The sequence below is a fragment of the Methylobacterium sp. J-043 genome (assembly GCF_022829505.1).
GTDB lineage: Bacteria > Pseudomonadota > Alphaproteobacteria > Rhizobiales > Beijerinckiaceae > Methylobacterium > Methylobacterium extorquens_A.
The window spans coordinates 1-20183 of record NZ_JAKSYB010000043.1 but is presented as its reverse complement, the minus strand read 5'-3'; the positions used below and the strand labels follow the sequence as shown (position 1 = coordinate 20183).

Here is a 20183-nt window from a genome sequence, read left to right as displayed (position 1 = left end):
TATGTTAGGGAGCCGCGCAGCAGAGCAGGGGGCGGAGCCGTTCCCGGTCGCATCGTGACCGGGACGCGCTTTCGAGCGGAAGGGAGCCAGGCGTTGTCGGAAGTGGAGTCGGATGTCGTCGCCCGTGATACGGAGGCGACCGAGACCGAAGAGACCAGCCTCGCCACCGAGCGGGGTGTGCGCAGCGAATCCGCCCGCGCCCGCACCGCCCGTGCCGCCCGAATCATCGCTGCGGAGAAGGCTGCCGAGAAGCCTTCGGAAGCCGACGACAAGGCGGAGAGCGATGCGGCCGAGGCTGCCCGCGAGCCGGTGCTGGAGGCGGGGCGATCGCTCCGCCATTCGCCCGAGCGCTTCGTGAACCGCGAGCTGTCCTGGCTCCAGTTCAACCGCCGGGTTCTGGAGGAATCCTCCAACCCCAACCACCCGCTGCTGGAGCAGCTCCGCTTCCTCTCGATCTCGGCCAACAACCTGGACGAGTTCTTCATGGTGCGTGTGGCCGGCCTGCACGATCAGGTCCGCGCCGGCCTCGTTGTGCCCTCGCAGGACGGCCTGACCCCCTCCGAGCAACTCGCCCGCATCGGCACGGAAGTCTCGCGGCTGGCGCTGGACCAGCAGGATCGCTGGCGCGCCCTGCGCGAGGAGCTGAACGGCAACGGCATCCACCTCGCGGACCCGGCGGAGCTGTCGGCGGAGCACCTCACTTGGCTCGACGACTACTTCCTCACCTACATCTTCCCGGTGCTGACGCCGCTCGCCATCGATCCGGCCCACCCGTTCCCGTTCATCCCCAATCTCGGCTTCACCGTCGCGCTGATGATGGTGCGGCCCCGTGACGGGCGCACCCTGCGCGCCCTGATCCGTCTGCCGTCGCTGCTCGACCGTTTCGTGCGCCTGCCCGACGTGGCGGGCGACGGTACCGCCCGTTTCATCGCCATTGAGCAGGTGATCGCGAAATACGCGAGCCGTCTCTTCCCCGGCTACTCGTTGAAGGGGCAGGGCGCCTTCCGCGTCGTGCGCGATTCCGATCTCGAGATCGAGGAGGAGGCGGAAGACCTCGTCCTGCACTTCGAATCGGCGATCAAGCGCCGCCGCCGCGGCGTCGTCATCCGTCTGGAGATCGAGGCGGGCATGACGGAGGAGCTGCGCGCCTTCGTCGCCGACGAATTGGAGATGGCGCCCGATTCGGTCTTCGTGGTCGAGGGGATGCTCGCGCTCAACGAGCTGTCGCAGATCGTCGGGATCGACCGGCCGGACCTCAAGTTCAAGCCCTACAATCCGCGCTTCCCCGAGCGCATCCGCGAATCCGGCGGCGACGTCTTCGCCGCAATCCGCCAAAAGGACTTCATCGTCCACCACCCCTACGAGTCGTTCGACTCTGTGGTGCAGTTTCTGGCGCAAGCCGCCCGCGACCCGAATGTCGTGGCGATCAAGCAGACGCTCTATCGCACCTCGTCGAACTCGCCGATCGTCGCCGCGCTGGCCGAAGCCGCGGAGGCCGGCAAGTCGGTCACCGCGCTGGTCGAGCTGAAGGCCCGGTTCGACGAGGAGGCCAACATCCGCTGGGCGCGCAACCTCGAGAAGGCGGGCGCGCAGGTGGTGTTCGGCTTCGTCGAGCTGAAGACCCACGCCAAGCTGTCGATGGTGGTGCGCCGCGAGGGCGACCGCCTCGTCACCTACTGCCACGTCGGCACCGGCAACTATCACCCGATCACCGCGAAGGTTTACACGGACCTGTCCTTCTTCACCGCCGACCCGGCCATCGCCCGGGACGTCTCGCGCATCTTCAACTTCATCACCGGTTACGCCGAGCCGGCGGAGTTGGAGCGCATGGCGGTGTCGCCGCTGACCCTGAAGCCGCGCCTGCTCCAGCACATCGAGGAGGAGATCGCCCACGCACGGGCCGGGCGTCCGGCGGCGATCTGGATCAAGTGCAATTCGCTGGTCGACAGCCAGATCATCGACGCGCTCTACGATGCCAGCCAGGAGGGCGTGCAGATCGACTGCATCGTGCGCGGCATCTGCTGCCTGCGGCCGGGCATTCCCGGCCTGTCCGACACGATCCGGGTGAAATCGATCGTCGGACGCTTCCTCGAACACGAGCGCGTCTACGCCTTCGGCAACGGCGCCGGGCTGCCGCATCCGAAGGCCACCGTCTATATTTCCTCGGCTGACCTGATGCAGCGCAACCTCGACCGGCGGGTCGAATCCCTGCTGCCGATCACCAACCCGACTGTGCATCAGCAGGTCCTCGACCAGATCATGCTGGCGAACCTCCTCGACAACCGACAGAGCTGGCGTGTACTGGCATCGGGTGCGAGCGAGCGGATCAGCCCTGCCGAAGGGGAGGAACCGTTCAATGCGCACAAGTATTTCATGACGAATCCGAGCCTGTCCGGGCGCGGCAAGTCGTCGAAGAAGTCGAGCCCGCGGGCGCTCAGCCGCCGCGCCCAGCGGTCCTGACCACAGCCTGCACCGGGCCGGTCTCCGGCCCGGCACTATCGTGAGTGTCCGGCCGGTTCCGGCCCGGCACCATCGTGAGCGCCCCTTGCGGGGGTGCTTCCCTGAGAGGGGGCTGCATGGGTCCGACACGTCCTCACCTGACGCTCGCCCACTCCGCCGAACGGCCGGCCCCGATGTTGACTGGCATGACGTTCGAACCCGTCGCGATCATCGATATCGGCTCGAATTCGGTGCGGCTCGTCGCCTATGACGGGCTCCAGCGTGCCTCGACGCCGCTCTACAATGAGAAGGTGCTGTGCGGGCTGGGCCGAAGCGTCTTCTCCACGGGCCGCCTCAACGAGGATTCCGTGCAGCGGGCGCTCACGGCCCTCCGCCGCTTCCGCGTCCTGTGCGACACGATGCGGGTCTCCCGCATCTTCGTGCTGGCCACCGCCGCCGCGCGGGACGCGGCCAACGGCCCGGCCTTCCTGGACGCCGCGCGCGCGGCGCTCGGCCAGGAGATCCAGCTTCTCTCCGGCCGGCGCGAGGCGGAGCTGTCGGCGCTCGGCGTCGTCTCCGGCTTCTACGCGCCCGATGGCGTGGTCGGTGACCTCGGCGGCGGCTCGCTCGAACTCGTTGACGTCAACGGCACAACGGTCGGCCAGGGCGTGACCATGCCGCTCGGCGGGCTGGCGCTTCAGGATCTCTCCGAGGGCTCTCTCAAGAAGGCCCGCAAGATCGCCCGCGAGCATCTGAAGAAGGCCGAGCCGCAGCTCGACACGCTGCGCGGGCGCACCTTCTACGCGGTCGGCGGCACGTGGCGGGCGCTGGCCCGGTTGCACCAAGCGGCCCGCGATTATCCGCTCCACGTCATGCACGGTTACGCGGTGGAGCCTTCCGACGAGCTGAGCTTCCTCGAAATGGTCGAGGCGAGCGACGCCGCGACCCTGCAGGAAGTCGAGACCATCTCCGAGGCGCGCCGGCCTCTGCTGGCCTTCGGCGCGGTGGTGCTCGAAGAGATCATCCGGGCGGGCCGTCCGCGCGAGATCGCGATTTCCGCCTTCGGCGTGCGCGAGGGCCTGCTGTTCGAGCAGCTCGACCGCGAGACGCGCCTCACCGACCCGCTGATCGTCTCGGCGCAAGAGTTGAACGTGCAGCGCGCCCGTTCGCCCGGCCACGGCGAGGAGCTGCGCGACTGGACCGACCAGTTCATCACCAGCTTGGACGGGCCCGAGACCGCGGGCGAGCGCCGCTTACGCCACGCCGCCTGCCTGCTCTCGGATATCGGCTGGCGGGCGCATCCCGATTACCGCGGCGAGCAGAGCCTCAACGTGCTCGCCAACGCCGCTTTTGCCGGCATCGACCATCCCGGCCGCGCCTACCTCGCCCTGTCGGGCTACTTCCGCCACGAGGGCGTGGCGCCGGAGAAAGCGAGCCCGACCCTGCGGATGCTCGCCGGCCCGCGCCTGTTCGACCGCGCCCGCCTCGTCGGGGCGCTGATGCGCGTCGCCTTCCCGGTCTCGGCCGGGATGGCGGGGCCGCTCAAGCGGATGCCGCTCACGGTGGAGGACGGCAAGGTGGTGCTGCGCCTACCCACCGAATGGGCGGAACTCAACGGCGAGCGCCTGCTCAGCCGCGTCCGCGGCCTGGGCCGTGTCGTGGGGCTCGATGGGCGGATCGAGATCGGCTGAACCGGTCGCTCGCGATCCGCTCGTCGATCCACGCCCCATCGCGCCGATGCACGTCGCCTCGGCGATCCGTTCGCTGCTCAGCCCGACAGCCGGGTGTGGGCCACCGCGATCTCACGTTCGGCGTCGGCCATCAGATAGGCGATCCGCGGTCCGTCGAGGTTGGCATCCGTGAGGCGCTGGCGCAGGTCGGCCTCGTACTTCTTCTCCTCGGCGCGCCGCGGCGGCGGCAGCAGGCGCAGCAGCATCGGGCTGGCGATCTCGCTGCGGACGAGGCCGCGATGGTTGGCGAGCCGCCGCAGGCTACTGGCGAGGTCTTCGAGCTTCGATTCCGGCAGATACTGGCGAGCGGACGTTCTGGCTCGGGCAACCTGAGACATGGCGCAACCTTTCAGCGACAATCTGCAAAAGATTGCCTGGGACCGGTTCGTTTTCCCTTGAGAAAGACCGTTAACGCTCCGCCTGCCAATACGCTGCGCTCGGCCCCGGACCGGGGGCGTGCCGGTCGGGAGCGAGGGAATTCGGATAGGTGGGCCTTGCGCCGGAATCGCGGTTCCTGTTCCCCGCGCTCCCGACGCACCTGCAGCCGCTCGGCCCACTGAGCGTCACAGGAACGGCGCAGAGAACTGGTCCGCACCGCCCCGTCACTGCCGGCCCCGCCACCACGCAGGCCCGAGAGGGCTCGCGAAACCATCGGGCGCATCGGCCGCGGGGAGGGCCGATGTAGAGGCCCACGCCGCCGACGGCAACCGTGCCGGGGCGCTCTCCCGCGACTGCGACGCTTCGCCCGAGCGCGCTTAGAGCATCGTGCCTGGATACCGGATCCGGGCCGCTGCTCGAGCCTTCGAATTTTGCATCGTCTTTTTCCGAAAGCCGGGGACCACCTTTCGGGACGATGCTCTAGCGCAGCGACCCGCAGAAGCGCTGGATGCGGCGGCAGGCCTCTTCCAGCGTCTTGTTGGAGGTGGCGTAGGAGATGCGCAGGTTCGGACCCAAGCCGAAGGCCGAGCCATGGACCGCGGCGACGCCCTCGGCCTGGAGCAGTTCGGTGACGAAATCCTCGTCCGAGCCGATGGTCTTGCCGGTCTCGGTCGTCTTGCCGATCAGTTCGGCGCAGGATGGGTAGACGTAGAACGCGCCCTCCGGCGTCGGGCACTTGAGGCCGTTCGACTGGTTGAGCATCGAGACCACGAGGTCCCGCCGCTCCTGGAACGCCGCCTTGAAGCGGGCGAGGTGCTCCTGCGTACCGTCGAGTGCCGCCACCGCCGCCCATTGCGAGATCGAGGAGGCGCCGGAAGTCTGCTGGCCCTGCACGAAGTCCATCGCCTTGATGAGCTGTTCGGGGCCGGCGGCGTAGCCGATGCGCCAGCCGGTCATGGCATAGGCCTTCGAGACGCCGTTCATGGTCAGCGTGCGCTCGTAGAGGCCGGGCTCGACCTGGGCCGGGGTCACGAACTCGAAGTCGCCATAGGTCAGGTGCTCGTACATGTCGTCGGTGAGCACCCAGACATGCGGATGCCGCATCAGCACGTCGGTGATCTTCCGCATCTCGTCGCGGGTATAGGCTGCGCCCGACGGGTTCGAGGGCGAGTTGAGGATGATCCACTTGGTCTTGCCCGTGATGACGCGCTCCAACTCCTCCGGCTGGAGCTTGAAGTCGTGGGCCATGTCGGTCTCGGCGAAGACCGGCGTGCCGCCACACAGGATCACCATCTCCGGGTAGGAGACCCAATAGGGGCGGGGGATCACCACCTCGTCGCCCGGGTTCAGGGTCGCGAGCAGCGCGTTGTAGATGACGTGCTTGCCGCCGGTGCCGACGATGGTCTGCGAGACCTTGTAGTCGAGCCCGTTCTCGCGCTTGAACTTCTTGACGATCGCCTCACGCAGCGGGTTGATGCCGGAGACGGGCGGGTACTTGGTCTCGCCGCGGCGGATCGCGTCGATCGCCGCCTCCTTGATGTGGTCGGGCGTGTCGAAATCCGGCTCGCCGACCGAGAGGCTGATGACGTCGACGCCCGAGGCTTTCAGCTCGCGCGCCTTCTGGGTCATCGCGATGGTCGCGGACGGCTTCACCCGCGAGAGGGCGTCGGCGAGAAAGCCCATGGGAGATCTCCGAAAGGTCTTCGAGTGTGCGGTGGCCCGAAAGATGTCCCGGGCATCGCGGCTCTCGTAATCACGTGCCGCGACACGAGCAAGCGCGGCAGGCGGGAGGCTGCTTCCCAGTTCCCGCGGCGGGAACGGCCTCTCCGCAGCCGCCGCTCGTCAGAGACCATCTGCAATTTTTCTCAATCTGGAACGAAGTGTTTTTCAGGCGTACGCTGAGAAGGTTTTCGGGTATTGTCACAGACGAAGTGTGCAGTTTCTTGCAGTGCGATAGCACAACAGTGCACCGCAATGATAATTGTATGCAGAATTCAGCCGCCTCTGTGGGGCCGGGACTTGCCCGGACTCATGGGGGCGGCCGACAATATTCCGGGCGGAAGCGGCAAGAGGCGGGCGGTACCGTCCGGCCGGGCCAGGAAAGCGGAGGACGGCGGGCCCTATGAAGAAGAACAAGGTCATCACGGCCGAGGAAGCGATCGCGCTGATCCGCGAGAACGACGTCCTCACCACGACCGGCTTCGTCCAGAGCTGCATCCCGGAGGCGCTGCACGCAGCGTTGGAAAAGCGCTTCGTCGATACCGGTTCGCCGCGTGGCCTGACCTTGATCATGACCGCGGGCGCGGGCGACAGCAAAGGGCTGGGCACCGGCCGCCTGCATCATGACGGGCTTCTCTCCCGCGTCATCGCCGCCAATTTCGGGCGCATGCCGAAGGTGGCCCAGGCGGCGCAAGCCAACCTGATCCGCGGCTACAACCTGCCCCAGGGCGTGATCTCGCAGCTCTACCGCGCCTGCGCCGCCGGCCAGCCGGGGCTGTTCTCGAAGGTGGGGCTGAAGACCTATGTCGATCCGCGCCACGGCGGCGCCAAGGTCAACGAACTGACCACCGAGGACATCGTCAAGCTGGTCGAGGTCGATGGCGAAGAGTGGCTGTTCTACACCGCCACCAAGATCGACGTGGCCTTCATCCGCGCCACCTCCGCCGACCCGTCGGGCAACCTCTCCTTCGAGAAGGAGGCGCTGACCCTCGACTGCCTCGCCCAGGCCATGGCCGCGCGCAACAACGGCGGCATCGTCATCGCCCAGGTCGAGCGTATCGTCGATGACGGCTACCTGCTGCCCAAGGACGTGCGGGTGCCTGGCATCCTCGTGGACTGCGTCGTCGTGGCCGAGCCCGAGATGCACCGCATGAACTACGGCGTGGTCTACGACGCGGCGCTCGCCGGCGAAATCCGCGTACCCGTCACCGGCATCAAGCGGATGCCGCTCAACGAGCGCAAGATCATCGCCCGGCGCGCCGCCTTCGAACTGCCGCCCAACGGCGTGGTCAATCTCGGCGTCGGCGCGCCGGAGGGCATCTCCTCCGTTGCCAACGAGGAGAAGATCACCCCCTACATCACCCTGACGACGGAAGCCGGCGCCGTCGGCGGCGTGCTCGCTTCGGGTTCGAGTTTCGGCGCGGCGACGAATGCCGACTGCATCATCGACCAGAACCAGATGTTCGACTTCTACGACGGCGGCGGCCTCGACATGACCTGCCTCGGCATGGCCGAGTGCGACGGGGCCGGCAACGTCAACACCTCGAAGTTCGGGGGCAAGCTCAACGGCTGCGGCGGCTTCATCAACATCTCGCAGAACGCCCGCTCGGTCGTCTTCGCCGGCACTTTCACCGCGGGCGGCCTGGAGATCGCGGTGCAGGACGGTCAGGTGAAGATCGTCCAGGAGGGCCGGGCTCGGAAGTTCGTCACCCAGGTACAGCAGAACACCTTCTCCGGCCCCTACGCGGTCGAGCGCTCGCAGCCGGTGATCTACGTGACCGAGCGCTGCGTCTTCCAACTGACGAAGGATGGGCTCGAACTGATCGAGGTGGCACCGGGCATCGATATCGAGCGCGACATCCTCGCCCACATGGATTTCGCCCCCGTGGTGCGCAATCCGGTGGCGATGGACGCGCGCATCTTCCGCGAGGATCCGATGGAGCTGATCTCGGATCTGCTCAACCTCGACCTGAAATCCCGCGTCAGCCTGGATGCCGAGCGCAATATCCTCTTCATCAACCTGGAGGGCTGGTACTGCCGGGTGAAGAGCGACATGGACGAGTTGCGCATGACCATCGTCGAGGCCTGCCGCAAGGCCGGTCAGCGGGTCAACGCCGTGATCAACCACGACGGCTTCCGGCTCAACGAGAACCTCTACGACGACTATGCCGGGATGATCCAATATCTCCAGGCGAACTACTACGCGACGACGACCCGCTACGCGACCAGCGCTTTCCTCCGCCTGAAGATGGAAGAGGCGCTGACCAAGCGCGGCGTCGCCCCCCACGTCTTCGAGCGCAAGGAGGAGGCCCAGGCCTTCCTCGGCACGACCGAGGACAAGAAGGCGCGCAAGATGATCTCGCCGGCGGTGGCGTCCGCCGCCTGAGGACGAGCGTTCCAGCCTCGGGAGCCCTCCCGCGCCGAGAGCGAAGAGGATCGCAAAAGGTCTTCCGGTCCTCGTGGCCTCCGAAGCCCTGCCGCGCCGGGGACGGACCGGCGCGGCTTCGAGGGCCGCGTCGGGGTGCACCTTGAGCGTATCCGCGCGTCGCAGCTTCAGCGGCGAGGTGCCTCGTTCGAAATCTTGCCGATTCCAAAAACAGGCATGCGAAAGCCGCCATGTTCTGCGCCGCGATGATCGCAGGCACTTCAGCGATGACGCGAGCGCACTGAGCGAAGCTGCACCTCATCTTGGCGGCGCAATCGACGTCCTGAACGCAACTTGATTTTGCACTGACGGATTGCCGACCGATTTGTCGGGGGCGTGAAGGTGCAAGCAGGGACTCTTGAGCCGGTCTGACGCGATCGGGTCGGGTGCGGCTCCAAGTTGTCCTTCTCGACGCAAAGATAACTTTTATTAATCGAAATGCGCAAAGAACTCGGTGTCTCCGACTTCGACGCAGGTATCCCGTGAGAATGACACTCAAGCGCACCCTCATGGGGCTGTTTGCACTCATGCTGCTGTTCGCCGTCGGGCAGGGCGTGCTTGCCCTGGTCAAGCTCGACGCGATCGGCGAGCGGACATCGGAGATCCTGGACAGCACGATCCCGTCGATCAACGAGGCCCACACCATCAACGCGTTCGTGATTCGGACGCGACTCTGGCAGTTCCGCTACGTGACGGCCGAGAGCGAGACCGCGCGAGCCGACAGCGGCGAGAAGGTCAAGACCTTCATGCGCGACCGCAATGCCAAGGTCGAAGCTTATCGGAGGCTGATCTCCTCGCCCGAGGAGCAGCAGGTCTATAACGATCTTCTGGCCAAGCTGGAGCAGTTGAAGCCCGATTGGGACCGCCTCCGCGCCTTCCGGCCCGACCAGCAGGATGAAGCGCTCAACTATTTCCGCGGTCCCATGAACACACGCTACCTCGCCGTCTCCGAGGCGGCGCGGGCCCTCGTCGATGTCAACATGGCCACAAGCAAGGTTGCCGACGCCGCGATCCGTGCCGAGCAGGCCACGGCGGTGAAGGTCACCCTGGTGGCGCTCTGCGTCACGACGCTGACGGCGATCGGTGCGATGATCTTCTCCTTCCTCGGCGTGTCGCGCCCGATCGAGCGGATGACGGCGGCGATGCGCCGTCTGGCCGGCGGCGACACCGATGCGCCGATCCCCTTCGCTCAGCGGCGCGACGAGATCGGGGCGATGTCCGCGACCGTCCTCGTCTTCCGCGACAACCTGCTGCGGGCCCGCGCGCTCGAGAAGGAAACCGAGCTCGCCCGCGCCTCGGCGGAAGAGCAGCGCAAGGCCGGCATGCGCGAGATGGCCGACGGTTTCGAGCACGCCGTCGGCGGCATCCTTGGCACGGTGACCGCGGCGGCGACCGAGTTGCAGGCCACCGCCCAGAGCATGACCGCGATCGCAACGGAGACCGCGGCACAATCCACCGCCGTGGCCGCCGCGGCCGAACAGGCGGCCGGCAATGTCGGCATGGTCGCCGCCGCGAGCGAGGAGCTCGGTGCTTCGGTGCAGGAGATCGGACGGCAGGTCGCCGGCTCGGCCGAACTCGCCGGGGTCGCAGCCGGCGAGGCCGGGCAGACCGTCGCCCTGGTCCGCGATCTCTCGGAGGCCGCCGCGCGGATCGGCGATGTGGTGGCGCTGATCTCGACCATTGCCGGACAGACCAATCTGCTCGCGCTCAACGCCACGATCGAGGCGGCGCGCGCGGGCGAGGCCGGGCGCGGCTTCGCGGTGGTGGCCGCCGAGGTCAAGGAACTCGCTAACCAGACGGCGCGGGCGACCGAGGAGATTTCGGCCCAGATCGCCCGCATCCAGGGGGCGACGGGCGAGGCCGTCTCGGCGATCGACGGGATCAGCAGCCGCATCCGCGAGATCAGCGGCGTCGCCACCGGCATCGCGGCGGCGGTGGAGGAGCAGGGCGCGGCCACCCAGGAAATCGTGCGCAATGTCGGTCAGGCCTCCACCGGCACGTCCGAGGTGACGAACAACATCGCCGGGGTCGCCTCGGCGGCCGACGAGACCGGGGCGGCGGCGTCCCAGGTGCTGCACTCGGCGTCGGACCTGTCCCAGCAGGCCGAGCGCCTGAACACGGAGATGTTCCGCTTCCTCGCCACGGTGCGTGCGGCCTGAGGCCTCGCCCCACCGCCTCGTCAGACCGACGGAGCGTGACACGGAGTTCGACATGACGGCGGGGCCGGGACGCGGATGTCGTCCCGGCCCCGCCTTGCGTCATCCGCTCCCATCTGCTAACGCCCCGCCCATCCCACACGCGGAGCCGGCCCCATGCCTGAATGGGGCGTTTCCGGTGGCCGGCCGATTGGCCAGCTACTCCTCCGCGGCGGTATCAACCGGAGAGACCAAAAATCATGGCCGTCGATTTCTCTATGCGCCAGCTCCTCGAGGCCGGCGCCCATTTCGGGCACCAGTCGCACCGCTGGAACCCGAAGATGCAGCCCTACATCTTCGGCACCCGTAACAACATCCACATCATCGATCTCGCCCAGACGGTGCCGGCGCTGCACGCCGCCCTCCAGGCGGTGAGCGACACGGTCGCCCGCGGCGGCCGCGTGCTGTTCGTCGGCACCAAGCGCCAGGCGGCGGATTCCATCGCCGAGGCGGCCAAGCGCTCGGCCCAGTACTACGTCAACTCCCGCTGGCTCGGCGGCATGCTGACCAACTGGAAGACCATCTCCGGCTCGATCCAGCGCCTGCGCAAGGTCGATGAGACGCTCGAGGGCGGGGCCGTCGGCCTCACCAAGAAGGAGCGCCTCATGCTGACCCGTGAGAAGGACAAGCTCGAGAAGGCGCTCGGCGGCATCAAGGACATGGGCGGCGTGCCCGACCTGCTGTTCGTGATCGACACCAACAAGGAGCAGCTCGCGATCAAGGAGGCCCAGCGCCTCGGCATCCCGGTCGCCGCCATCGTCGACACGAACTGCAACCCGGACGGCATCTCCTACATCGTCCCGGCCAACGACGACGCCGGCCGCGCCATCGCGCTGTACTGCGACCTCATCGCCCGCGCGGCGATCGAGGGCATCGGCCGCGGCCAGGGCGCGCTCGGCCTCGACGTCGGCGCCTCCGAGGAGCCGACCGCCGAGGAGCTGCCGCCGGCCAACGACGACGTCGCGGCGGCCTCCGTCGCCTCCGACTCGATCGCCCAGGCCGACGTCGCCGCGCTTGCCGAGTCGACCGAGCACTTCGAGCAGCTCGCCGCCCCGCGCGGTGCGCCCGACGACCTGACCAAGCTCAACGGTGTCGGCCCGCAGCTCGTGCAGAAGCTCAACGATGCCGGCGTGTGGCACTACTGGCAGATCGCCGCCATGCAGCCCGAGGACGTGGCCAAGCTCGACGCCGACCTGAAGCTCAACGGCCGCTTTGCCCGCGACGGCTGGGTCGAGCAGTCCCGCGCCTTCGTCGAAGCTGCCGCGGCCTAAGTCCCGCGTTCGCCGCCGGGCTTTTTCGCCCGGCGGCCCGATCGTCATCTTCCTGCAAAGCCCGGTGCTTTCAAAGAGCGCCGGGCTCATTCACTTGAAGACCCGTTCTTCAAGACCCGCGCTTCAAGACCTCGAGAGGATCGCCATGGCCAACATCACCGCCGCACTCGTGAAAGAGCTTCGCGAAAAGACCGGCGCCGGCATGATGGATTGCAAGGGCGCGCTCAACGAGACCAACGGCGACCTCGAAGCGGCGGTCGATTGGCTGCGCAAGAAGGGTCTCGCCAAGGCCGCCAAGAAGGCCGGCCGTGTCGCCGCCGAGGGCCTCGTGGCCGTCGAGTCCGCCGGCCGCCACGCCGCGGTGGTCGAGGTGAATTCCGAGACCGACTTCGTCGCCCGCAACGACGGCTTCCAGGCCTTCGCCCGCGAGGCCGCCAAGCTCGCGCTGAACACCGACGGCACCCTGGAGGGCCTCCAGGCCGCGACCTTCCCCGGCTCGTCCGAGACGGTCCAGGAGAAGCTCTCGAACCTGATCGCCACCATCGGCGAGAACATGACCCTGCGCCGCGTCGCCAAGCTCGAAGTGAGCAAGGGCGTGATCGCGTCCTACGTCCACGGCCAGATCAATGATGGTCTCGGCAAGATCGGCGTGCTCGTCGCGCTCGAGTCCGAGGGTGACGTCGAGTTCCTCTCCACGCTCGGCCGCCAGATCGCCATGCACGTCGCCGCCACCAACCCGACGGCGCTCGACGCCTCGGGCGTCGATCCCGCCGTGGTCGAGCGCGAGAGCAACATCCTGCGCGAGAAGAACGCCGGCAAGCCGGACCACGTGATGGCCAAGATCGTCGAGAGCGGCCTGAAGAGCTACTACAAGGAGGTCACCCTTCTGGAGCAGCCCTTCGTCCATGATGGCTCCAAGACCGTCTCGCAGATCCTCAAGGAGGCCGCGGGCAAGGCCGGCGGCGAGGTCGCGATCAAGGGCTTCGTCCGCTACGCGCTGGGCGAGGGCATCGAGAAGGAAGAGGGGCCGGACTTCGCCGCCGAAGTCGCGAGCATGTCGCGCTAAAAGCCCGGCGAGGACGCTCGGGAGCCTGACTCGGCTCCGGTGTCGTCACCGATCCTCACAGGTCGTCATACGGGGCGGCGGCAGCGATGCCGTCGCCCCTCGACGTTCGGCCCCCCGTCTTGTTAGAAGCCGCGGCGCCCCGAACCCGAGACGACGAGGATCTTCGATGCCGGAGACGACGACCTACCGCCGCGTCCTCGTCAAACTCTCCGGGGAGGCCCTGGCCGCCCCCGACGGCTTCTGGCTGCATCCGCCGATGCTGGCGGCCCTGGCCGAGGACATCGCGGCCACGATCTCCCGCGGGATCCAGATCGCGGTGGTGGTCGGCGGCGGCAACCTGATCCGCGGGGCGCGCATCTCCCAGGCGGGCTGGATCGACCGGGCGACGGGTGACTCCCTCGGCATGATGGCGACGGTGATGAATTCGCTCGCCATCGAGACCGCGCTCAATGCCGCGGGCGTCCAGGCCCGCACCATGTCGGCCGTGTCGATGCCCACCATCTGCGAGACCTATGCCCGCCAGCCGGCGCTGCATCACCTCGACAAGGGGCAGGTCGTCGTGCTCGCGGGCGGCACCGGCAACCCGTATTTCACCACCGACACCGCGGCCGTCCTGCGGGCGGCGGAACTGCGCTGCGACGCGGTGCTGAAGGCAACGCAGGTGGATGGCGTCTATTCGGCCGATCCGAAGCACGACCCGGACGCAATCCGCTACGATCGCATCACCCACGACGAGGCCATCGCACGCGATCTCAAGGTGATGGACACCGCCGCCTTCGCCCTGGCGCGGGAGAGCCGCCTCACCATCGTCGTGGGCTCGGTCCACGCCCCGAGTTCGATCAACGCGATCCTGACGGGTGGCTCGGTCTCGACCCGCGTGGTGCCGTAGGCACCGGCGTCCTGCTTAGATCCCTCGCCCCGCTTGCGGGGAGAGGGGGAACGCGGTGCAGGGCCGGCAAGCACGCTTGCGGCCCGCTCCTGTCGTCGGAAAAGAATCAGCTGGCCTTCTGGGCCTTGGCGCGCTCGATCCCTTGGAGGATCAGGCGATGGGCCTCCGCCTTGTCGCCCCAGCGCACGACCTTCACCCACTTGCCGGGCTCCAGATCCTTGTAGTGCTCGAAGAAGTGCTGGATCTGGCTGATCGTGATCTCGGGCAGGTCGGTGTAGTTCTCGACGCGGTTGTAGCGCTGGGTCAGCTTGCGCGAGGGCACGGCGATGATCTTCTCGTCCTCGCCGCCGTCATCCTCCATCACCAGCACGCCGACCGGGCGCACGCTGATGATCGCACCGGGGATGATGGCGCGGGTGTTGGCCACCAGCACGTCGCAGGGGTCGCCGTCGCCCGAGAGGGTATGGGGGATGAAGCCGTAATTGCCCGGATAGAACATCGGCGTGTAGAGGAACCGGTCGACGACGAGGGTGCCGGCGTCCTTGTCCATCTCGTACTTGATCGGCTCGCCGCCGAGCGGCACTTCGACGATCACGTTGACGTCGTCCGGCGGATTCTTGCCGATCGAGATGGCGTTGATGTCCATGGGCCTGTGCTCTCTGAAATCCGGCCGTCGGACGCGTCGCCCTGTCCGGCGGGTGCATCGTGCGGGGGCGGCTTACGCTGCCGCACCCATCGATCGATGTCTTAGATTGTGCGAGCGGGAAATGAAATCGTCCCTCTGGCCAAGTTGTACGCTGACCGCTCCCTTGTAGCGGAAAACGCCGGTTTGCGCTCTCCGGCCCTGATCCCGGCCTCTCGCGCCGACGCGGTCAGGTGAACAGGTAGCCGATCTTCGGCAGGCCGAAGCCGGAGACGCGCTCCACCGATTCCGGGCCGGCCACGCCGCCCAGGCCCTCGTAGAACCCGCAGGCACGGGCGTTGTCGGCGAGCGCCCAGACCCCGATGCGGGTGAGTCCGCGGTCGATCAGGTCGTTGCGCACCGCCCGGAACAGGCGGGTGCCGAGCCCGAGGCCCTGGAATTCCGGGGCGATGTACAGTTCGTCGATCTCTCCGTCCGCCCGCATGGCCCGGTCGCGCGCCCGGCCGTAGGCGGCATAGCCCGCGATCCGCTCGCCGAAGGCGATGACGGCGAATCCGCGCCCGCCGCCGATCATGTCGCGCCAGGTCTCCGGTCCGCGCCGGGCCAGGAAGCGCTCTAGGGCGATCCCCGGGATCACGCCCTGATAGGCCTCGCGCCACGCATCGTCGAAGATCGCCGAGAGGCTGCCCGCGTCCGCGGCGCGGGCACGGCGGATGTTCACCGTGGTCGTCGTCATGGTGTGGTCCGATTGCGAGCCGATGCCGCATGATGCTGGCAAAGCGAGCGGTTCGGCAACAGCCTGAAACGGGGTGCGTTGTCGCCCGAATCGCGGGCTGTTAGAGGGACGCTCCGACACGCCTCTCGCAGCCATCCGTGTTCAACCGCTTCCTTCCCCCCGAGACTCGCTACGCGCGGCGCATGGCCCGCATCGCGAAGTTCGAACGGCCGATCGACGGCTCCGTATCTCGGGCGAAGGCCTGGGCGAACATGCTGCTGGTCGATCACGGGATCTTCCGTCTCGCCTATCTCAACCGGCACCGGATCGGCACCGGGATCGTCTGGCGCTCGGCCCAGCCGACGCCGCACCAGCTCGCGTGGTTCAAGCGCCAGGGCGTGCGCACCATCGTGTCGCTGCGCGGCGGACGCGAGCACGGCTCCTGGCCCCTCCAGCGCGAGGCCTGCGAGCGGCAGGGGCTGAAACTCGTCGAGTTCGTGCTGCGCTCGCGCGAGGCGCCCTCCCGCGAGACCCTGCTGACGGCGCGCGACTTCTTCGCCAGCCTCGAATACCCGGCGGTAATGCACTGCAAGTCGGGAGCGGACCGGGCCGGGCTTGCCGCGACCCTGTTCCTGATCCTGCACGAGGGCCGCCCGGTGCGGGAGGCCTTGCGCCAGCTCTCGCCGCGCTACGGCCATTTCCGCTTTGCCAAGACCGGCATCCTCGATGCGTTCTTCGCGACCTATCTCCGCGAGGGCGAGGCGCGGGGCCAGAGCTTTCTGGAGTGGGTCGAGCACACTTACGACCCGCAGGCGATCACCCAGAACTTCCGCGCCGGTTTCTGGTCCGACGTTGTCGTCGACCGCCTGTTGCGGCGCGAGTAGGCGCCGCCTTGGCCCTCAGGCTGTCCCGGCTGCTCAAGGCCGTGTCTCTCCTCTGGACCGGACGGCGTGGGCCGGACGAGGCCGGACTGAACGGTCCCCGGATCGCCGTGATCGGCAATTGTCAGGCGAAGGGCGTGGCGGAGGCCGTGCGCATCCTCGTGCCGGGCGCGCGGGTGCGGCTGATCCCGATGAGCACGCTGGGCAAGCGCGAGCGCAGCCTCGATGCCTTCGCCGCGGCGCTCGGCGATTGCGATTACGTCTTCTCCCAACCCTTCCCCATGGGCTTCTTCCCCGAAGGCGGCTCGGAGGCGCTGCGCGAACGGCTGCCGCGGATGCGCCTGTTCCCCTCGATCGTCTTCACGGCGTTCCACCCGGACGCGGTCTATGTCGGCGACCTCGCCTCGGTGGCGCGGGTGAGGCTGGTGCCGTCACCGCTCGGCAGCTACCACTCGGCGATCACCCTGTTCGGCTTTCTCCAGGGCCTCTCGCAGGAGCGGATCGTCGGGCTGTTCCGCGAGGACGTGTTTTCGCGCCTCGGCTATCTCGATGCCTGGGGCTTGGCCGCCACGGACCTGATCGCATCGAGCCGTGCGATCGGATTCGACCTCTCGGGCGATCTGCTGCGCTGGTCGCGGGGCGGCCTGTTCATGCACAACATCAACCATCCGCGCCTTAGCGTGCTGGGCGACATCGCCGGGCGGCTGCTGCGGGAAGCCGGGCTCACGCCGCGTCCTGTGGCGGTCGAGGCCTACGCGCCGGATGGGCTTCTCGACGATGCGATCTGGCCGGTCTATCCGCCGGTGGCGACGCTGTACGGCGTGCCGGGCTCCACGGTGTTCAAGCGCCGCCAGCGCCGGGGCGCACCGCCCGAGACGCTCGGTCTCGACGCGTTCGTCGCGGAAAGCCTCGCGATCTATCGCGGGCAGCCGCGCGAGACCCTGACCTGTCACCGGATCGAGCACTGGGCGGCCTCACCGGACATCCGCCAGCTGTTTGTGACGTGAACCCGTAACGGGTTCCCAAAGGGCAAGCCCTTTGGCGGGTTTCAGGGCGGAGCCCTGCGTTACCCCTCCGCGTCGTCCTTGCCCGAGCGTTCGGCGAGGCGGGCCAGCGTCGTCATCTCACGGAACCATGTCCGCACGGGCTTGGCCGGGGTGCCGCCCCAGCGCGAGCCCGGCGGCACGTCGCGGTTGACGTTGGAGGAGCCGGCGATCTGCGAGCCCATGCCGATGCGCAGGTGGCCGACGACGCCGACTTGGCCGCCGAGCACGACGTAATCCTCCAGCGTGGTCGAGCCGGAGATGCCGACGCCGGAGACGATTACGCAGTGGCGGCCGATCACCACGTTGTGGGCGATCTGCACGAGGTTATCGATCTTGGTGCCCTCGCCGATCACTGTGTCACGCGAGGCGCCACGGTCGATCGTGGTGTTGGCGCCGATCTCGACGTCGTCCTGAATGATGACGCGGCCGACCTGCGGCACCTTGAGATGCCCGCCCGCGCCCATGGCGAAACCGAACCCGTCCTGGCCGATCCGGGCGCCGGGATGGACGATGACGCGGTTGCCGACCAACGCATGGGTCAGGGTCGCCCCCGCACCGATGGAGCAGTCGCGGCCGATTCGCACGTTGGGGCCGATCACGGCATTCGGGCCGAGCACCGTGCCCGCGCCGATCTCGGCGCCGGGGCCGACGACGGCGCCGGGATCGATGCGCACGCCGTCCTCCAGCCGCGCCTGCGGGTGGACGTGGGCGCCGGGGGAGATCCCGGCCGCGGCAAACAGCGAGCCCGGCCGCATCGCCTCCTCGTAGAGGCGTGCCAGAAGCCCGGCATAGGCGCGGTAGGGATCGCGGGTGACGAGGGCGATGGTGCCGGCCGGCATGCGGGGGGCGAAGCGCGGCGAGACGAGGCAGGCCAGCGCCCGCGTCGTGGCCAGCGCGTCGGCGTAGCGCGCGTTGTCCATGTAGGCGAGTTCACTCGGCCCCGCGGTCTCCAAGGGGGCGGCGCCCGTCACCGCTTGCGACGGGTCGGTGCCCTCGGGGAGTGGCACGCCGCAGGCCTCGGCGACGGCCCCGAGGGTCAGGCCGGCTTTCGGCGTGATGAAGACGGGATTTGACATGAGGTTCGACGCCGGCAGGGAAGGGAGCTGAGCGCCGCTATAGCGCTCTTGCCCGGAAGGGGCATCCGCTCGGAGCGGAACGGACGGGTCGCCACAAAGCAAAAGAGCCGTGCCTGACCGGGATACGGTCAGGCACGGCTCTTTCAAGTCAATGCTCTGAGGATCAGAAGCGCGAGCCGCCGGAGAAGCGGAACGCCTGGAGCTGGTCTTTGCCGACCTTGCCCAGAGCCGTCTGGACACCTTCGTCCTTCGACAGCGCGTAGGCGTAGTCGAAGCGGATCGGGCCGAGCGGCGAGTTCCAAAGGATCGAGGCACCGACCGAGGAACGGATCGTCGCCTTATCGCGGACGTTCACGCACTCAGGCTCGACCGTGATCGCGCCGGCACCGAAGTTCGTGTAGTTGCAGCCCGATCCCGGCGCGAAGCCGTTGATGAAGTTGTCGCCGTTCACGTCGAAGTTGCGACGACCAGAGTAGCCGAACAGCGTGCCGGCATCGGCGAACAGCGCGCCCTTCAGGCCGAGATCCCGGGGCAAGCCCCAGATCGGGAACTGAACTTCGACGGTGGCGCCGAAGTAGGTCGTGCCGCCGATTGCGTTGGAGCGGGCGTCGGCGATGCCGATATCGCGCGGGCCGAGGCCGTTCGGAGCGAAGCCGCGAACGAGCGATGGGCCGAGGAAGAACTGGTCGGTGATGCGCAGCGGCTGATCGTCGAGGTTCGAGACGTGACCGCCCTGGAGGCGCACGAAGCCGACCACGTCCTCCCACAGTTCCTTGTAGTAGCGGGCGTCACCCGTCACGCGGAAGAACTTGGAGTCGCCGCCGATGCCGGCGACGTCAGGCTTCAACTCGCCGTAGAAGCCGTTCGTGGGCCGCTGGAGATTATCCAGCGTCGAGTAGGCCAGGGTGACGCCCGCGAGCGAGGTCAGCACGTTGCCCTGCTGGCCCTTGAGCGCGATCGAGGCCTCGCCGTCGAAGGCGCAGTTCGGATAGGCCGGGAGACCGCCCACATCGCGGCCGCTCGACGGGTCGATCGTTCCGGCAGGGTTCGGCTGCGTGTAGCCCGGGATCGCCACCGAGCAATCGTTATAGGGCCGCTTGATGGTGTTCGGGACCCGCAGCTCGGTGTTGTAGATCGAGTAGCGGAAGGTGACGCCGAATTCCTCGGTGATCGGCAGGCCGAGGCGGAGCTGACCGCCGTAGACGGTCGTTTCGTAGCGCGACCAGCGGGTCAGGTCGGAATACTTGTAGAAGGCGTCGAAGCCGGCGGCGAGGCGGTAGCCGAGGAAGTACGGCTCGGTGAACGAGAAGTCGATGCCGCGGGCGAACTGGCCGCCCTGCACCGCGAGGCGCACGTACTGGCCGCGGCCGAGGAAGTTCGACTCGGAGACCGAGACCTCGCCGATGATGCCGTCCTGGGTGGAGTAGCCGCCCGCCACCGAGAACGAGCCCGTGGGCTGATCCTCGACGTCGATGTTGACCATCACCCGGTCCGGCGCGGAACCGGGCCCGTTGGAGAAGCGCACCTTCTTGAAGAAGCCCAGTCCGTTCAGCCGGCGCTCGGCGCGGTCCACCCAGGACGGCATCATCGGCGAGGTCTCGGTCTCCGAGTCGAACTTCCTCGGCCGCGGCCAGTATGTCCGACTTGCGGTGCAGTCGGGCGAGTATGCCCGCGGTGTCGATCTCTCTTTCACCGAGCCGTACTTCCTCG

At 67.9% G+C, this 20183-nt stretch carries 15 protein-coding genes and 1 pseudogene; 10 read left to right on the top strand and 6 right to left on the bottom strand.

Annotated features, from left to right (window positions below):
- Positions 1-93: 93 nt before the first annotated feature.
- Together MKK50_RS10630 and ppx are read left to right on the top strand one after the other, a co-directional pair.
- A complete protein-coding gene (locus tag MKK50_RS10630; RefSeq protein WP_253372917.1) occupies positions 94-2460 on the top strand; it encodes an RNA degradosome polyphosphate kinase in 2367 nt (788 codons plus the stop codon).
- A 116-nt stretch (positions 2461-2576) separates the two neighbouring features.
- The gene (gene ppx, locus MKK50_RS10625) at positions 2577-4130 is read left to right on the top strand and encodes an exopolyphosphatase (RefSeq protein WP_499022120.1); all 1554 of its coding nucleotides are present in this window, start codon (positions 2577-2579) and stop codon (positions 4128-4130) included.
- 77 nt (positions 4131-4207) lie between these two features.
- Here the strand turns inward: ppx and MKK50_RS10620 are convergent, their stop codons facing one another.
- Both MKK50_RS10620 and MKK50_RS10615 read right to left on the bottom strand, forming a co-directional pair.
- On the bottom strand, positions 4208-4507 hold the full coding sequence (locus MKK50_RS10620; protein WP_499022118.1) for a hypothetical protein: 300 nt from the start codon (positions 4505-4507) through the stop codon (positions 4208-4210).
- A 520-nt stretch (positions 4508-5027) separates the two neighbouring features.
- Positions 5028-6230, bottom strand: a complete 1203-nt coding sequence (locus tag MKK50_RS10615) for a pyridoxal phosphate-dependent aminotransferase (protein ID WP_499022116.1) — start codon at positions 6228-6230, stop codon at positions 5028-5030.
- Positions 6231-6669: 439 nt separating this feature from the next.
- On the opposite strand from MKK50_RS10615, the gene MKK50_RS10610 reads away from it, so the two are divergent.
- The 5 genes from MKK50_RS10610 (at position 6670) to pyrH (ending at position 14112) form a co-directional block, all read left to right on the top strand.
- A complete protein-coding gene (locus MKK50_RS10610; RefSeq protein WP_499022114.1) occupies positions 6670-8652 on the top strand; it encodes an acyl CoA:acetate/3-ketoacid CoA transferase in 1983 nt (660 codons plus the stop codon).
- Between the two features lie 527 nt (positions 8653-9179).
- Positions 9180-10850 (top strand): methyl-accepting chemotaxis protein, encoded by a 1671-nt coding sequence (locus tag MKK50_RS10605; RefSeq protein ID WP_499022280.1) that lies wholly within the window; start codon positions 9180-9182, stop codon positions 10848-10850.
- A 236-nt stretch (positions 10851-11086) separates the two neighbouring features.
- Complete coding sequence (locus MKK50_RS10600) at positions 11087-12157, top strand: 30S ribosomal protein S2 (protein WP_253372906.1); 1071 nt, start codon at positions 11087-11089, stop codon at positions 12155-12157.
- Positions 12158-12302: 145 nt separating this feature from the next.
- The gene (gene tsf / locus MKK50_RS10595) at positions 12303-13223 is read left to right on the top strand and encodes a translation elongation factor Ts (RefSeq protein ID WP_253372904.1); all 921 of its coding nucleotides are present in this window, start codon (positions 12303-12305) and stop codon (positions 13221-13223) included.
- Between the two features lie 166 nt (positions 13224-13389).
- Complete coding sequence (gene pyrH / locus MKK50_RS10590; RefSeq protein ID WP_253372902.1) at positions 13390-14112, top strand: UMP kinase; 723 nt, start codon at positions 13390-13392, stop codon at positions 14110-14112.
- Positions 14113-14218: 106 nt separating this feature from the next.
- Here pyrH and ppa read toward each other — a convergent pair whose 3' ends face one another.
- Together ppa and MKK50_RS10580 are read right to left on the bottom strand one after the other, a co-directional pair.
- Positions 14219-14758 carry an inorganic diphosphatase gene (gene ppa / locus MKK50_RS10585; RefSeq protein ID WP_499022112.1) on the bottom strand — a complete coding sequence of 180 codons (540 nt, stop codon included), beginning with the start codon at positions 14756-14758 and terminating at the stop codon, positions 14219-14221.
- Between the two features lie 226 nt (positions 14759-14984).
- Entirely contained in the window at positions 14985-15491 is a 507-nt protein-coding gene (locus tag MKK50_RS10580; RefSeq protein ID WP_499022109.1) for a GNAT family N-acetyltransferase, read from the bottom strand.
- 137 nt (positions 15492-15628) lie between these two features.
- Here MKK50_RS10580 and MKK50_RS10575 point away from each other — a divergent pair, with 137 nt between their 5' ends.
- A complete protein-coding gene (locus tag MKK50_RS10575; RefSeq protein ID WP_499022108.1) occupies positions 15629-16354 on the top strand; it encodes a fused DSP-PTPase phosphatase/NAD kinase-like protein in 726 nt (241 codons plus the stop codon).
- An 8-nt stretch (positions 16355-16362) separates the two neighbouring features.
- Positions 16363-17358, top strand: coding sequence for a WcbI family polysaccharide biosynthesis putative acetyltransferase (locus MKK50_RS10570; RefSeq protein ID WP_499022107.1), 996 nt, complete (start codon positions 16363-16365; stop codon positions 17356-17358).
- 59 nt (positions 17359-17417) lie between these two features.
- Here the strand turns inward: MKK50_RS10570 and lpxD are convergent, their stop codons facing one another.
- The gene (gene lpxD, locus MKK50_RS10565) at positions 17418-18473 is read right to left on the bottom strand and encodes a UDP-3-O-(3-hydroxymyristoyl)glucosamine N-acyltransferase (RefSeq protein ID WP_499022106.1); all 1056 of its coding nucleotides are present in this window, start codon (positions 18471-18473) and stop codon (positions 17418-17420) included.
- A gap of 163 nt (positions 18474-18636) precedes the next feature.
- Positions 18637-20046, bottom strand: a pseudogene (gene bamA / locus MKK50_RS10560) (outer membrane protein assembly factor BamA); the annotation flags it as partial.
- Between bamA and MKK50_RS10555 the strand changes: the two are divergent.
- The coding region (locus MKK50_RS10555) for a BamA/TamA family outer membrane protein (RefSeq protein ID WP_499022104.1) at positions 19946-20183 on the top strand (238 nt) is incomplete at its 3' end. The pseudogene bamA and the gene MKK50_RS10555 overlap by 101 nt on opposite strands.